The 12,554-nt window shown below is 50.1% G+C and carries 17 protein-coding genes; 1 reads left to right on the top strand and 16 read right to left on the bottom strand.

All coding sequences use genetic code 11. From position 1 onward, the window contains the following. Positions 1 to 129 precede the first annotated feature (129 nt). The 11 genes from ACNSPV_RS14145 to ACNSPV_RS14095 all read right to left on the bottom strand — a co-directional run bounded on the left by ACNSPV_RS14145 (position 130) and on the right by ACNSPV_RS14095 (position 6,866). Positions 130 to 1,896 carry a VirD4-like conjugal transfer protein, CD1115 family gene (locus ACNSPV_RS14145; RefSeq protein ID WP_348585087.1) on the bottom strand — a complete coding sequence of 589 codons (1,767 nt, stop codon included), beginning with the start codon at positions 1,894 to 1,896 and terminating at the stop codon, positions 130 to 132. Then, positions 1,893 to 2,351 (bottom strand): PcfB family protein, encoded by a 459-nt coding sequence (locus ACNSPV_RS14140; protein ID WP_097782594.1) that lies wholly within the window; start codon positions 2,349 to 2,351, stop codon positions 1,893 to 1,895. The genes ACNSPV_RS14145 and ACNSPV_RS14140 overlap by 4 nt, the downstream gene beginning before the upstream one ends. A gap of 29 nt (positions 2,352 to 2,380) precedes the next feature. Further along, positions 2,381 to 2,827: a DUF3846 domain-containing protein gene (locus tag ACNSPV_RS14135; RefSeq protein WP_005945265.1), complete on the bottom strand. Its 447-nt coding sequence runs from the start codon at positions 2,825 to 2,827 to the stop codon at positions 2,381 to 2,383. After that, entirely contained in the window at positions 2,751 to 2,951 is a 201-nt protein-coding gene (locus ACNSPV_RS14130) for a hypothetical protein (protein WP_082210873.1), read from the bottom strand. Before ACNSPV_RS14130 ends, ACNSPV_RS14135 begins: the two co-directional genes overlap by 77 nt. A 41-nt stretch (positions 2,952 to 2,992) precedes the next feature. After that, positions 2,993 to 3,232 carry a hypothetical protein gene (locus ACNSPV_RS14125; RefSeq protein ID WP_005945268.1) on the bottom strand — a complete coding sequence of 80 codons (240 nt, stop codon included), beginning with the start codon at positions 3,230 to 3,232 and terminating at the stop codon, positions 2,993 to 2,995. A 10-nt stretch (positions 3,233 to 3,242) separates the two neighbouring features. After that, entirely contained in the window at positions 3,243 to 3,713 is a 471-nt protein-coding gene (locus ACNSPV_RS14120) for a hypothetical protein (protein WP_097792872.1), read from the bottom strand. Positions 3,714 to 3,779: 66 nt separating this feature from the next. Further along, the gene (locus tag ACNSPV_RS14115) at positions 3,780 to 4,706 is read right to left on the bottom strand and encodes a ParB/RepB/Spo0J family partition protein (RefSeq protein ID WP_348585088.1); all 927 of its coding nucleotides are present in this window, start codon (positions 4,704 to 4,706) and stop codon (positions 3,780 to 3,782) included. Beyond that, positions 4,663 to 5,499: a ParA family protein gene (locus ACNSPV_RS14110; protein ID WP_348585089.1), complete on the bottom strand. Its 837-nt coding sequence runs from the start codon at positions 5,497 to 5,499 to the stop codon at positions 4,663 to 4,665. The genes ACNSPV_RS14115 and ACNSPV_RS14110 overlap by 44 nt, the downstream gene beginning before the upstream one ends. Then, positions 5,496 to 6,392, bottom strand: a complete 897-nt coding sequence (locus ACNSPV_RS14105; RefSeq protein WP_348585090.1) for a DUF6017 domain-containing protein — start codon at positions 6,390 to 6,392, stop codon at positions 5,496 to 5,498. The genes ACNSPV_RS14110 and ACNSPV_RS14105 overlap by 4 nt, the downstream gene beginning before the upstream one ends. Then, on the bottom strand, positions 6,355 to 6,609 hold the full coding sequence (locus tag ACNSPV_RS14100; protein ID WP_005924919.1) for a hypothetical protein: 255 nt from the start codon (positions 6,607 to 6,609) through the stop codon (positions 6,355 to 6,357). Before ACNSPV_RS14100 ends, ACNSPV_RS14105 begins: the two co-directional genes overlap by 38 nt. Continuing rightward, positions 6,606 to 6,866, bottom strand: coding sequence for a hypothetical protein (locus tag ACNSPV_RS14095; RefSeq protein WP_005945283.1), 261 nt, complete (start codon positions 6,864 to 6,866; stop codon positions 6,606 to 6,608). The genes ACNSPV_RS14100 and ACNSPV_RS14095 overlap by 4 nt, the downstream gene beginning before the upstream one ends. An 859-nt stretch (positions 6,867 to 7,725) precedes the next feature. Here ACNSPV_RS14095 and ACNSPV_RS14090 point away from each other — a divergent pair. Further along, on the top strand, positions 7,726 to 7,893 hold the full coding sequence (locus tag ACNSPV_RS14090) for a hypothetical protein (protein ID WP_188117541.1): 168 nt from the start codon (positions 7,726 to 7,728) through the stop codon (positions 7,891 to 7,893). An 83-nt stretch (positions 7,894 to 7,976) separates the two neighbouring features. Here ACNSPV_RS14090 and ACNSPV_RS14085 read toward each other — a convergent pair whose 3' ends face one another. From ACNSPV_RS14085 to ACNSPV_RS14065, 5 genes are all read right to left on the bottom strand, one after another. After that, entirely contained in the window at positions 7,977 to 9,368 is a 1,392-nt protein-coding gene (locus ACNSPV_RS14085; protein WP_156071463.1) for a tyrosine-type recombinase/integrase, read from the bottom strand. Further along, a complete protein-coding gene (locus tag ACNSPV_RS14080; RefSeq protein WP_149794812.1) occupies positions 9,368 to 10,258 on the bottom strand; it encodes a helix-turn-helix domain-containing protein in 891 nt (296 codons plus the stop codon). The genes ACNSPV_RS14085 and ACNSPV_RS14080 overlap by 1 nt, the downstream gene beginning before the upstream one ends. Before the next feature lie 88 nt (positions 10,259 to 10,346). Further along, a complete protein-coding gene (locus ACNSPV_RS14075; RefSeq protein ID WP_149794813.1) occupies positions 10,347 to 10,592 on the bottom strand; it encodes a helix-turn-helix domain-containing protein in 246 nt (81 codons plus the stop codon). 30 nt (positions 10,593 to 10,622) lie between these two features. Further along, complete coding sequence (locus ACNSPV_RS14070) at positions 10,623 to 11,405, bottom strand: DUF6551 family protein (RefSeq protein WP_149794814.1); 783 nt, start codon at positions 11,403 to 11,405, stop codon at positions 10,623 to 10,625. After that, a complete protein-coding gene (locus ACNSPV_RS14065; RefSeq protein ID WP_243130347.1) occupies positions 11,402 to 12,169 on the bottom strand; it encodes a type II toxin-antitoxin system PemK/MazF family toxin in 768 nt (255 codons plus the stop codon). The genes ACNSPV_RS14070 and ACNSPV_RS14065 overlap by 4 nt, the downstream gene beginning before the upstream one ends. Positions 12,170 to 12,554 lie beyond the last annotated feature (385 nt).

The following is a 12,554-nucleotide window of genomic DNA, read 5'->3' as shown; positions in this document are numbered from 1 at the left end:
TCTCCTTTGTTTTGAAAAAGCGACCCTGCACACACCTGAAATCCGTTTGCAAAAGCCGAAAACCACGGCGAAGGTTGATTCTCCGGTGTACCTGTTGGGTCAATGGGTAAAAAATAACCGCTCGTCTTATCAGGCGGGCGGGAGTGAATCAGCATCCACCATGATGAAGGTATCATCCGGGTGGATTTTTTCTTTTCGGTTCAAGAACTTCTCGATATCGAGGGCGTTCTTGGGGTCATAATCGGAGGTGTACTTGTAGTTCGGGTGCTGGGTCAGGTCGTACTTGTCGCTCAAAAACGGGCGCACACCCCGCAGTTGCAGGATGCACTTGCCGCCATCCAGCACCGCCAGTTCATCCCTGCTCATAAGTTCGTGGCCGAGTTTTTGATAGTTGGTTCCATAGCTTGGGCTATTGCCACGGGTATCGGAATTGTTGTAGCTGTCGATGGTTTCCTTGCCGAGTGCTTCGGCAAGATCTTTCAGGGTGGTAGGCTCGCTGCCGCCGAGGAAGATCTGCGAATCCATATTGCCGACAATGGTGTCGGCGTTATCCTTGTAGATTGCTTTCAGCTGGCTGCGGGTCTGCAAGACCAGACACGCCGAGATCTCACGGCTGCGGATGGTGGCTACCAGCTTTTCTAGCTGCGGAATTTGACCAATGTTGGCACACTCATCAATGAGGCACCGCACATGGATGGGTAACTTACCGCCGTACACATCATCGGCTTTGTCGCACAGCATGTTGAAAAGCTGGGTGTAGATCATGGAGATCAGAAAGTTAAAGGTGCTGTCCGTATCGCTCATGATAAGGAACAGCGCCGTTTTCCGGTCGCCCAGCTTGTCCAGTTCCAGCTCATCGTACATGGTGGCATCCCGGACTTCCTGAATGTCGAAGGGTGCGAGCCGGGCACCGCAGGAAATAAGGATCGACTTGGCCGTTTTGCCGGCAGCTAGCTTATAAAGTTTGTACTGCCGCACGGCAAAGGATTTTGGCTTCTTCTTACCCAGATCCTCAAACAGTAGGTCAACGGGATTCTGATAAGTTTCATCGTCCTCAGACACCTGCATAGTGTTTAGCATTTCCAGCAATGTTGCGAAGTTTTGCTCCTCGACAGGGGCTTCGTAGTGGAGGTACGCAATCAGTGAAACCAGCAAAAGCCGTTCAGCCTTGTCCCAGAAAGGGTCGCCACCTTGACCCTCACCTTTGGTGTTGGTCATCAGTGCGGTGACGAGCTTCAGAATGTCCTTTTCACTGTGGATGTACGCCATGGGGTTATAGCGCATACTCTTGGAAAAGTTGATGGTGTTGAAAATCTTTAGCTTGTAGCCCTTTTGTAACAGGGCATTGCCGCACTCGACTACGATACTGCCTTTCGGATCGGTGACCACATAGGAACTGTGACATTGTAAAAGGTTGGGCTTGAGCCAAAACCGGGTTTTGCCGCTGCCGGAGCCGCCGACTACCAGCACGTTTTTGTTCCGAGCATTCTTCGGATCAGGTGGGCGGTTGGACATCATCAGCCGTTCTGTTTTGGTCAGGATGATATTGTCCTCGAACTTTGGAGCCATAAATGGCTCTATATCCTTCGGAGTGCCCCACCGGGCGGAGCCGTACTCCATGCCGTGACGGTACTTCTTGGCGTTTTTGCCTTTCAGGTATACCGCCAGCCGCATTCCAGCGCCGCAGCACAGACCAATGAACAAGTCAATTGGGTGCAGGCTGGGCAGCGGATTTGAAAATGCAGCCGGGAGCGTATCCATCAGCGATACGATTTTATCGCCCAGTTCCTTGCCCACAGCCAGCCGCCATGCCTCGCCCAGATTGGTTGCCAGCAAGCCAATCACCACATAGGGCAGATAGAGCGCCAGCAGCTTGGAAAGTTTCTTTTTGCTCATAGCCCGCGCTCCTCCTGCTTGTGCCGCACTTTGTCCGGCAGGTTTGCAACGGACTGCGCCAGATCGTGCAGCTTTGCCAGCACGGAAGGACGCTTGGTTTTATCCAGCACCGATGCCGAATATTCCTTGAACGCTGCGCTCAAGGCGTCTGTGTCCTGTGCCTTGAAGTAGATCAGATACCGGGGCGGCGTGCAGGACAGGTCTTTCTGGATGGCGTAGTCGATGTGATACCGCTTAGCATAGCGGTCAAAATCCTTGATGCCGGTTTTCTGGATCTCCACATTGGTCACGCCACGGTTCTGTCGCACTAGCCGCTTCATGGACTGCTTGCCCTGCGAAGCGTGCTTGTCGTACTGCCGCAGCAGAAACTGCATCCCACGCAGCAGGGTGCGGGCAGACAGTTTTGTGGTCGAGATGGCAAGGTTGACCGTCTTATGCTCGATTTCTTCCTGCATCGTTACCACCTCCTGTGCAGAAAATCGCCTTAACGGTCATGTTCCACCGGGGGCTTACTCACAGCCTTTTCTGCATCACTCTGAACTGATTCATCCGAAACCGGAATGACCATCAGGCGACGCCCTAGAGGGAGAAAGGCTTCGGGTTGATGGAATTCTTCTTCATACTTCTGCGCCAGCTCCGGGGAGAGCGATACAAAATCTTCCTCGCCCAGACCTACCACCAGAAAGGTTCCGGCAATAACATCGTACATCAGCCCGTCCTCGTCCCATAAAGCCCGGTTCAGCGGCAGACCCATAAGCTTGCCGTCATCGTTATAAACGATGGCAACCGGATCTTCAAAAGGGTAGCTTGCGCCGATGGAGCCGCCGACAGCCTGCTGTAATGCTTTCAGGTCGTTATCGATCTCGACCTGCTGCGGATACTGCCCCGGCGCAATTTTCAGCACCGACAAGGTGTTCTCGGTCTGTTCCATTATCTTCCTCCTCGAATTTGATAGTGATTTCCTGCCCAGCACGCGCGGCATTCAACAGAGCTGCCACAAAGAAGCCGAAAAAGGCACCAGCTTCAAAAATGATAAACGAATAAATAAAATTCATAGCAAACCTCCTACATTGACTGAACTGTGAGAAGAATCCTCTCAGGGAGGACGAGGAGTGCTAGACGCGGTGACGGTATGCTTAGTGGAAACATTGGCATGAGTATGCGGTGCGGCATCGGTAGAAAAATAGTCGTACAGAGCATCCCGCAGAGAATGGAAGCAACGAGCATGGTAGTCGTGCAGACGGAGAACCAGAATCTTCAAAACATCAACGGCGGAACAGTAAAAGTCCTCCGTGACTTCTGCGAAACTCTCATAGCGGGTCATTTCGGTATCCATGCTGCACCTCTCAGTCAATGCAGATGCAGACCATCTTCTCGCGGCCAGCCATCAGAGGGACGCTGTTCTCGCCCAGATAGCACTGGATCAGATACAGGTCACTGGTGGTAAGGGCAACAAAGCTGCCATTGGTATCGTAGCGAACAAAGACAACGGCACCGGACAGATACCGCTTGCCAGCCAGTGTGATGACCTGACGAGGGTCGTAACAGAGAGCCAGCGGCACATCGTCGCTGATGCTGTAGCAGGAATCTGCTTCATCGAAGCAGGGCAGATAACTGCGAACGTTCGCCAGTGGAGTAATGGTCAGTTCAATCTCCGGGGCAATCACGGCGGCGTAAACTTCATCATCGCCGAGCTGCCGCTCCAGCACATCGCTCATCTTGTTGAAGAAGTCGGTCACAGCATTGTCCATGTGGTTGATCTTCTGGTTCATGGCTTCGATGGTCTTTGCGGTCTTGAGATCAATGGTAGTGTTCATAGTGCTTTTTCTCCTAATTTTTGCAAAAAAGAAAGACCCGGTTGGGTCTTACATTCAAAATGTGTGTTAGCGTTCATTCTGCCGCTGCTGTTTGCGCTGCCACTGTTCCAGCAGCTTGATGATGGTGTCCTCCATCTGTTTCGGGGTGTAGCTGCGCGGGAAATATTTCCGCAGGGTGTCGTTTTTGATGACCACCTTGTCCAGCTCGTCCTTTTTTTCTTCGCCCATAACGGCAAAGGCAACGTCATACGAGAAGTGCCCTTCCTGCGCCAGCTTTTTAAGCCGCTGCGCTTGGGAAAGGGACGGTGCATTCTGGGTGTCGTTCATCGCTTCTAAAAAATCCCGCTGTTGGCTTTCGTCCAGATAGGACAACTCCACAGCGGGATTAAAAGCAATTTTCTTTTCGTCCACCATGTCCAGCAGTTCCGGGACAAGGTTGGTCAGGCGGATAAATCGCTTGACCTGCGACTTGGTATCACTGGCTTCCTCTGCCACCTTTTCGGCTGCTGTCAACTTCGGCCCAATTTGGGCCGAAGTTAAATCTGACCTAGCACCTTGATTTTTTAGGGCTTCCAGCTTCATTTTGTAGGCAAAAGCCCTTTCGCTGGGTAGGATATTCTCACGTTGGAGATTGCTGTCCACCATGAGCAAAACTGCGGCATCCTCGTCCATTTGACGGACAATAACCGGCAGGGTGTCCAGCCCAGCAAGCTGTGCAGCGTGCTGACGGCGGTGCCCGGAGATGATTTCATAGCCCCCTTCCGGGCGAGGGCGGGCGATCAGCGGAGACAGCACGCCGTACTGTTCCACGCTTTCCACCGTGCGCTGCATGGATTCATCATCCAAAACCTTAAAGGGGTGGTTCTTGAAAGGGAACAGCTCTCCGATGGGGATCTGCTGCACCTGCTCCCGCTGCTGTTCCTGCCGGGATTCCTCGGTGGAGAAAATGTCATCTGCCCCTTTCAGCGACACGTTTAAGCTGTTTTTCGGCATTCGCCATCACCTCCTCGGTCAGAGATTTATAGGCTTCTGCCACCTTGCCTTTGGGGTCGTGCTGGAAAATGCTTTTGCCCACTGCACTGATTTCCGCAGCACGGACAGACCGGGGAATGGTCTGGTCGAACACCTTGATCTTGCTGCCGTAGGCACCTCGAATCAAATTGTCGATCTGCTGCCCATAGTTGGTGCGGCTATCTGTCATAGTCAGCAGGATGCCCTCGATTTTCAGTTTCGGGTTGATCTGCCGCCGGACTTTTTGGACGGTCTGCAAAAGCTGTTCCAGACCTTTTGCGGAAAGATACTGCGCCTGCACGGGAATCAGGGTGGTGTCTGCCGCTGCCAATGCATTCACGGTCAGCATCCCAAGGGAAGGGGTGCAGTCTAACAGGATAAAATCGTACTCGTGCTTCGCCCCTTCCAGCACCTGTTTGAGCATCTTTTCCCGGTTCATGCTGTTTACGAGGGCCACTTCCAGCCCTGCCAGTTCGATGTTAGCAGGGATCAGGTCAACACCCTCTGCATGGTGCAGAACGCCCTCACCGAGCTGGATGCACTGGTCGTTCATGGCTTTTGCCATCAGGGTAGAAAGCGTAACAGGCAGTTCATCGGGCTGCTGCCAGCCCATGCTAATGGTCAAGCTGCCCTGCGGGTCAGCGTCTACCAACAGGACTTTCTTGCCCTCCATCGCCAGCCCAATGCCCAGATTTTCGCAAGTAGTGGTCTTGCCAGTGCCGCCTTTCTGGTTGACGATGGCAATCGTGGTTGCTTTCTTTGAAATTCTCGTCACCTCCGATTCGCTAAGTCGTGGTTTGTTTGGTTTTGGTAGGAAAGCTGCATGGTGGTGGATGCGTTGTACAGAGAAGCGAGCAGATATTGTTTCATGTTACGGATCGGGCTGCTGTTCTCTGCAAGGCACTTCAGCACAAAGCGGATATGGTCAGCGTTCAGCTTCATAAAGCGGCTGCGTACCACCTCGGCGGGCTTATCGTCCCCGGCAATGCGCAGCAGTTTGCGGTTGGTAGCGCAGGTATCCACCAGCAAATTCACGATTTGATAGATGGTATCCTCATCATCCGGGCAAAGCCGGAGCAGAAGTTCCACCTCTAAAGACTGAGAAAAAAAATCTTCCAGTTGGGTGCGTTTGCTCATCTCATCCGATTCTTCAGAATAGAAGGGATCAGTCTCACTCATTTCAGTATCATTCTCTTTAGTCTTATTACATCGTAGTTTGGCCGGGTCTTGAAGCGTATTCTGGACGACTCCAGAATCGTCATTATCACGATTCAGAAAGCGTAGTTTTGACGATTCTGACGAAAAATTCTTCACATAGATGAGATCGGGCTTGCCCAGCCCCCTTCGTTTGCGTTCGATCAGGCCGTACTCTTCCAGTTCTCGCAGCAGCTTGGTCGCCTTTTTATCGGCACAGCCCAGTGAATCCTGCACCTCCTGCACAGTATAGATGATGAACACCCGCCCAGCTTTGTCCAACCAACCATTCCGGGCTGAAAGGCTCATGCGGTCGAGCAGGATACCGTACAGCGTTTTGGCATCTGTGGAAAGCGGTTGGAAGCGGCTATCCTGAAACAACAGCTTGGGAATCCGGTAGAAGGAGAACAGCTCGCTGGACTGCCCATAGAAGTAATCAAGGTCTGCGGTTCTTGTCGGCTTTTTTTCGGGCATAGAGAATATCCCATTTTTCAGGTGTGGAACGGAATACATTGACCTGCTTCTTATAAGGGCAGTGGGCATACAGGCAGGTGCGGAACTTGAAATCGGGTCGATAGTACGGGCACAGCTTGCAACTGTCCGGGGCACGGTCGGAACCTTCGCCAGCGGCGATCACATGGTGCATGGAGTGCTGAACATGGCGCAGAGCTTCGTTTCGCTTGTGGCTCACTTGGCATCACCTCGTTTCTCCAGCGGTGCCATCAGGTCTTTGTAGCAGGGAACCAGCACACAGGGCTTTGCCCGCTTGTAGGGGCACCCTTCGCACTTGCTGGGGCCTTTGGGCGGCTCGATCAGGTAGTAGCAGTTCTCTTTGCCGAGAACGCAGCCCTTCTTTCGATTCTTCCAGAAGAAGCAGTGCCGGCAATCTGCCGGGCGGGAAGCATGGTAGCGGATACCGTCCATCGTGACGGTCAGAACTTTTTTCATCGGTAAACCCTCCTTTGGTGGATTCGGGAAGTTCGGCCCGAAAACAAAAAAGCGCGTTCCTCTTTCTGTTCCGAGAGAACAGCGAGTGAACGCGCTATGTATGGAGAAAAGTGTTTTGCACGGCTTCCAGCAGAAAGGTGGAAAATAGATTCACACAGATTATCTTGTATTTACATGGATTTACAGGAAAGCGTTTACCAATCTTAGCAGAGAGCCAGAAAACAGGGTTCAAAAGGCGCTTTATGAGGCTTTATTAGCTGGAAAGCCGATTTTATTAGCTGGAGCTGAAAATTCTGCTAATGGCATTAGCTGGCTAATTTTGGTGATAGGTTCAAAATGAAAAATGCGAAGATCGTCTTTCACATGGAAAAATGACCTTCGCATTTCTTAAAAGGATGTCCCTACCCGGGTTCGAACCGGGGGCGTTTCGCTTAGGAGTAGACCGTGCATCTGTAAACCCATTGCAAAATAGGGTAATATATTCTACTCTATATCAATGAATTTTTTGTTGGGATGTCAATGTATGCAAATAGAATCGAACCTTTTTTATTCTGTGTAAACAGATGTTTATTAGCTGGAAATTAGCTGAGCTAACGAAAAGTGGCCGCTCTATTGTACAACGCTCACCTTTCATTAGCTGGGAGGTGTACGTTTCCCTACGGATATTTGCTTGTATAGCATTCGTGAACCAGACCATACAGCCGTAGCTGGTGTGATGGACAAATGTTTTCAATAGAAAAAGATCAGAGCTTTCTGCGAGAAAACTCTGGTCTATGTAACAGTGCGAATGGAAATGCGCATTGTCTTGTAAAAGGAAGGGGCTTATGGTATTCTTACTTTAAGTAAGGGAGTGGCAACGATGTGCAGAGCATTTGAAGAAGTGAGAGAAGAGACAAAGCATGAGCAGTCGATTGAAATTGCAAAATCTTTGCTAGAAGTTGGAAAAATGACCTATGAAGAAATTGCTCGGTCGGTTCAGCTTCCTGTTGAAGAAGTAAAGGCACTGGATACAAAGAGACCCGCCTGATCTTAATTCAGCCAAGATATTCTTAAAAACAAACAGCGGCAGTTTTCCCAATCGGAAAGCTGTCGCTGTTTATGTATAGGGGCTTATAAGTTCTTTGCAAGATTTTTGATGAGTTCGGCCATAGAGGGGTTGGCCAGCAATTTGGTAAGTGCTGCTGCCGCATCTGCATCAACCGCGCTGTTTTCAGGGATGGGCTGCGCTGTTTGATGGGGCATTTCAGGCTCTGCGCCCTGATGCCGGTAGAAGAAATCATCAAAACGCTGTGCATTCAGACGCCGATCATCATCCAAGATATGTGCATACTGCTCTGTGACCATCGAAGCCTGTGCATGGCCGGAGTCACCCTGAACAGCTTTGATATCACCGCCGTTCAGTTTGAGTTTGTATGTAATACTGGAGTGTCGGAAGCTATGAAAGACCACTTTGGGGAGATTGTTTTTCTCAATCAACCGCTTCAATGCACCGTTGATGGTAGACTGCTCGGTTGGCATTCCCAATGGGCCGGCAACCACAAGATTGTAGTCGGTATATTCTGCACCCAGTGCTTCCTTTGTCATATCCTGCTCTGCTTTGAATTCAACGAGCATTTCAGCAACCGTTTTGGGCAGGAAGATGGTTCGGATACTGCTATCCGTTTTAGGGCTTTTCAGAACCTGAACCGTGGTACAGCGGGAACTCAGTGAGGGAAAACGAGTGATGACATTTTTGTTTTCCAAGGCGTTCAGTGAAGCAACATCCACACGCTGAAGTTCTTTGTTTATGTAAATGGATGCGCGTCCCGCATCAATGCTTTCGGGGGAGATATCCACACAATCCCAAGTCAGACCGAGCAGCTCGCCCAAACGCAGGGAGCAAGAGAACGAGAGGTTGATGCACAGCCGCAGCTTCGGATCATCACAAACTTTCAAAGCACGGAACAGCGTTTCGGCTGTCCAGATATCACGTTTCTTGGAAGTGTACTTGGGCAGGGTAGCGTAAATGCAGGGATTCTTTTCCATGAGTTCCCATTTTACAGCCTGCTCAAAGGCACTCCGCAGAATCTTATGAACCGAACGGACTGTACTGGGGGAAACAAACTGGTGCTTCCGCTTCCCACACATAGGGTCAGCAGCCTCATATTTGAGCAACCGCTGATAATACCCCTCGATCACGCGGGTGGTGATATCCTGCAACTTCATCGAGCCGATGAGCGGAGTTATGTAATTGGCAATCAGTGCAGTGTTTGCCTGATAGGTTGAAAGTGCCCATTTGCTTTTTCCATAGAGGGCAACATATTCAGGAAGCAGGTCGTTAAGGGTTTTGCACTGCGGAACTACAAAGGTTCCAACTGATTCCTTGTATTCGACCTCTTTCTTGCGATTTTTGGCATCCGAAAGATCGGTGAAGGTTTCCCACTTCTGCTTGGGGGTGCCATTTGCATCCTTATAGGAATAGACAACACAGAAATTATTGTTGCGCTTGATAATGCTGGCCATTATGTATCTCCTTCCACTTTACGTTTGGATTTCAGAACATCATCGAATACATCTTTTCGGACGCGTTTTGCCCGCCCTACATCAATTGTGGGGATTCCTTCCTCACGAATCCATGTTACAAGCGTGGTGCGGCTGACACCATAGAAATCCTGAATCTCCTGAAAACTATAATACTTTTCGCTTTTAGGGCATTTCAGTTCCAGCGGTGGTTCTTCATGCGCTTCCATGACCGGTTCTTGGAGTCGATATGTAGATTGGCTGTTGAGCCATATTTCAAAACTTGTTTTGGTAATGCGCCGCCTGTCGGCCACGCGCTCAATAACGAAACAGTCTCGGTATTTTTTACAGTCGAGAATCCAGTAGACCTTTTCTCTTGGAATACCGAGCAGTTTTGCCATTTCTGGGATGGAGATGGTTTGTGCTTCAATCTCCCGGTCACGCTCTCGATCAGCCGCAGTGCGGTGGCGGTTTTGTGACCGATACCAACGCTCAAATTCCTCTTTCGGAATCCGCATCCAGAAGTCTACCGTTTCTGCTTTCAACTTTCCCTGACGGATGAGTGTATAGACAGTGTCAGAGTTTACCTTTAATATTTCAGCAACTTCCAAAATAGAATATGACCGCTTGCAAAGTTCCTCGCCCGGTGGAGGACCATTGACCTTATGGTATTTGACCTGATTGGCGTACCATTTTTCAAAACTGGAAATAACGATACGCATTTTTTCGTTTATCAGAATGACTTCAAAGAAATTCTTATGAAGCAGCCAATAACTATCCGTTTTGCCGAGACCGAGAAGATGCTGCATCTCACGAACCGACATGGTTGTTTTAGCGGTGGCAGGTTCGGCTTTTCCGTATAAGGGAGCCGAAATATTCTGCACATCATCCATGAAGGACACCTCCATCTATGTAAAAACTTAGCCGGGATTTCTCGTCCCGGCTAAAGAATAGCAGATTTCGCTTGAAATGTTGAGGATGTCAAACAGCAGGATTGGGTTCGATAATGCCATCGTTCAGCCACGCATCGAAGCTGGTTTTGGAGATACGATAGGCACCACCGACTTTGAACCAGCGGAATTCATTCTGCTTCAGCAGACGACAGACGGTGGGGCGGCTTAAAATCAGCATTGCCATCAGATCTTCAATCGTGTAACAGCGGATATCCTGTACTACGGGCGTGAGGGTGGAAGATGCAGTAGGCATTTTTTCTTCACAATTATTCATCGGATAAAACCTCTTTGATTATACATTGAGTTAAAACTTGAGCGGCAGTGCGGCCCGGCGGCTTCCACCATTATAAATAGTATAGACCTGCTGAAGGTACTTCGTCTTGCCGGGAAGGCTTACGCCTGCGGTTCGAGCAAGGCGAAAAATCGTGAATGCATCGACCTGCCGCAGTTTGGCAATCAAGCGGCCTTTGTTATATTCGGAGTGATACAGTTCTACAAAGCGGCAGATGCCGAGCAGGTTTGCGGAACTCATGGAGTCAGGTTCGCCGTTCCAAGCGTTCAGCAAAACATCGAGTGCTTCGATATACAGTTCCGGCCCCAGCCGGATGAACTCATGGTAGGCGGTTGCAATGCAGCTGATCCGCCGTTTGCCACGACCTTCTTCAAAGGAAAGATGGACACCAGCCAGTTCGGTGGCCTGCTGAAAAGCAATGGCGGCAGGCTCTCCTGCAAAGATCAGGGCGCGGAGTTTCTGCCCAGCACTCAGCCGCTCGGAAATGCCTGTCTGCTGCGCAAACAGGAGGGCTTCTTCCCGCTCGGTCATGCCAAAATAAACTTTGCAGCGAATCTGCAAATCCTCGCCGCCGTTCAGGAACTTCCGGGCGGCGATGGTGTTTTGCCCATCCATCACATAATAGTGACCATCCCGGAAGCTGATCTTCGGTTCATTGGCAACACGCTCGTCAAATTCTCTGGCAATACGAGCAACGCGGGCAGGGTGGAGAGCACGCTGGTAAGTATCGCGCGGAACGATTAACTCACTGCTGTTCAGGCACATTTCGTGGTACGGTTTTACAACTGCATTCATAAAGGAACCTCCTTTTTCTTTTGCAGAAAATCAATTCCGGATTGGATAATTGAACCGATTTTCTTCTTTTCGTTATCGGATAGGCGGCAGCTGGAATACCGCTCATAGCAGATATTCCAGCGGAACATAAGCGATTGGAGCGCATCGTCCAGTTCTGCGACCATGAATTCAACAGAAGATTCTGCTGATGTGGAAAGCATCTCTTCCGATATTTGCTCAATGCTATGTAGATCGCCTTTTGTGTGCTTGGCGAGAGCAGGGGGCTGACTGTTCAGCACCCGAAGATTTTGAAACTGCTGGGAGAGAAGTTCTTTTGCAGCAGCGATTACATCTTCCTGCGGAGGAGCAGAGAGATAATTTCGGAATGTTTTATAACCGATAAAGCCAAAGCTATATTGCAGACACACGGACACCTGCCGCATTTCATATTTGGACAGGTGCCCAAGGTAGCTTAATACTCTGGATTTATCTGCTGGCCGTGGGCTTTCGCAGATTGCCATAGATGGCGCACTCAAAAAATGATTATGCAGAATAAAGTGAGTCGGCATATTTCGTTTTTTGATCTGTGTTGTCAGCGGAACGACCAGAAGAACATTGGAATAAAAATTACCGTCATCGTTCTGGACAACAATGGCAGGTCGGACGCCACCTTGCTCGGAACCGCTGTAAGGATTCAGATCCATCATGTAGACATCCCCGCGCTTGTACATCCAGTTTGCGGGCATAGGCGGATACTCTTTCTCTTTTTTGCCTCGTGTTGCCAATTTAGATTTCTCCTCTCTATCCGTATATGTAACAGTGGGCTGCTCGCACAGCCCACCCTACTATCTCAAACAGCATAAATGCTGTGATTTATAGTTATAGACTTTTCCGTACTTGTCCCCGACACCCCCGGAAAACGAAAACTCAGTTTTCGTGTGGGAAATCTTTCAGCCGTCCGGCAGCGTACCGAATCCATAGGGTTCTCACCTCTCCGTGGTTCACACCGAGCTGCCCGAAAGCAGAAGTATCATTATTCTGTGATGGCTCTTAGCTATGGAGAAGCTGTCATCCATTTACCGTCAACCTACCGCTCATTCCCTCAGTGGGAGATCATCGCATTTGTTACGGATGTGGCTCATCATCACAGGAACGTGACTGAAGAATGCG

It is taken from the genome of Faecalibacterium sp. 3 (assembly GCF_048323735.1).
GTDB classification, from domain to species: domain Bacteria; phylum Bacillota; class Clostridia; order Oscillospirales; family Ruminococcaceae; genus Faecalibacterium; species Faecalibacterium wellingii.
The sequence above is the reverse complement of the archived record's forward strand: the minus strand, read 5'-3'. Positions and strand labels throughout refer to the sequence as shown.

What these genes read in the sequence shown, in the direction of transcription:
- ACNSPV_RS14120 (WP_097792872.1), bottom strand. Translation starts at nt 3,713, where the DNA reads ATGAACACTACCATTGATCTCAAGACCGCAAAGACCATCGAAGCCATG.
- ACNSPV_RS14095 (WP_005945283.1), bottom strand. Translation starts at nt 6,866, where the DNA reads ATGAAAAAAGTTCTGACCGTCACGATGGACGGTATCCGCTACCATGCT.
- ACNSPV_RS14140 (WP_097782594.1), bottom strand. Translation starts at nt 2,351, where the DNA reads ATGCAGGAAGAAATCGAGCATAAGACGGTCAACCTTGCCATCTCGACC.
- ACNSPV_RS14070 (WP_149794814.1), bottom strand. Translation starts at nt 11,405, where the DNA reads ATGAATGCAGTTGTAAAACCGTACCACGAAATGTGCCTGAACAGCAGT.
- ACNSPV_RS14135 (WP_005945265.1), bottom strand. Translation starts at nt 2,827, where the DNA reads ATGGAACAGACCGAGAACACCTTGTCGGTGCTGAAAATTGCGCCGGGG.
- ACNSPV_RS14145 (WP_348585087.1), bottom strand. Translation starts at nt 1,896, where the DNA reads ATGAGCAAAAAGAAACTTTCCAAGCTGCTGGCGCTCTATCTGCCCTAT.
- ACNSPV_RS14080 (WP_149794812.1), bottom strand. Translation starts at nt 10,258, where the DNA reads ATGGATGATGTGCAGAATATTTCGGCTCCCTTATACGGAAAAGCCGAA.
- ACNSPV_RS14085 (WP_156071463.1), bottom strand. Translation starts at nt 9,368, where the DNA reads ATGGCCAGCATTATCAAGCGCAACAATAATTTCTGTGTTGTCTATTCC.
- ACNSPV_RS14090 (WP_188117541.1), top strand. Translation starts at nt 7,726, where the DNA reads ATGTGCAGAGCATTTGAAGAAGTGAGAGAAGAGACAAAGCATGAGCAG.
- ACNSPV_RS14125 (WP_005945268.1), bottom strand. Translation starts at nt 3,232, where the DNA reads ATGGATACCGAAATGACCCGCTATGAGAGTTTCGCAGAAGTCACGGAG.
- ACNSPV_RS14130 (WP_082210873.1), bottom strand. Translation starts at nt 2,951, where the DNA reads ATGAATTTTATTTATTCGTTTATCATTTTTGAAGCTGGTGCCTTTTTC.
- ACNSPV_RS14115 (WP_348585088.1), bottom strand. Translation starts at nt 4,706, where the DNA reads ATGCCGAAAAACAGCTTAAACGTGTCGCTGAAAGGGGCAGATGACATT.
- ACNSPV_RS14075 (WP_149794813.1), bottom strand. Translation starts at nt 10,592, where the DNA reads ATGAATAATTGTGAAGAAAAAATGCCTACTGCATCTTCCACCCTCACG.
- ACNSPV_RS14105 (WP_348585090.1), bottom strand. Translation starts at nt 6,392, where the DNA reads ATGCCCGAAAAAAAGCCGACAAGAACCGCAGACCTTGATTACTTCTAT.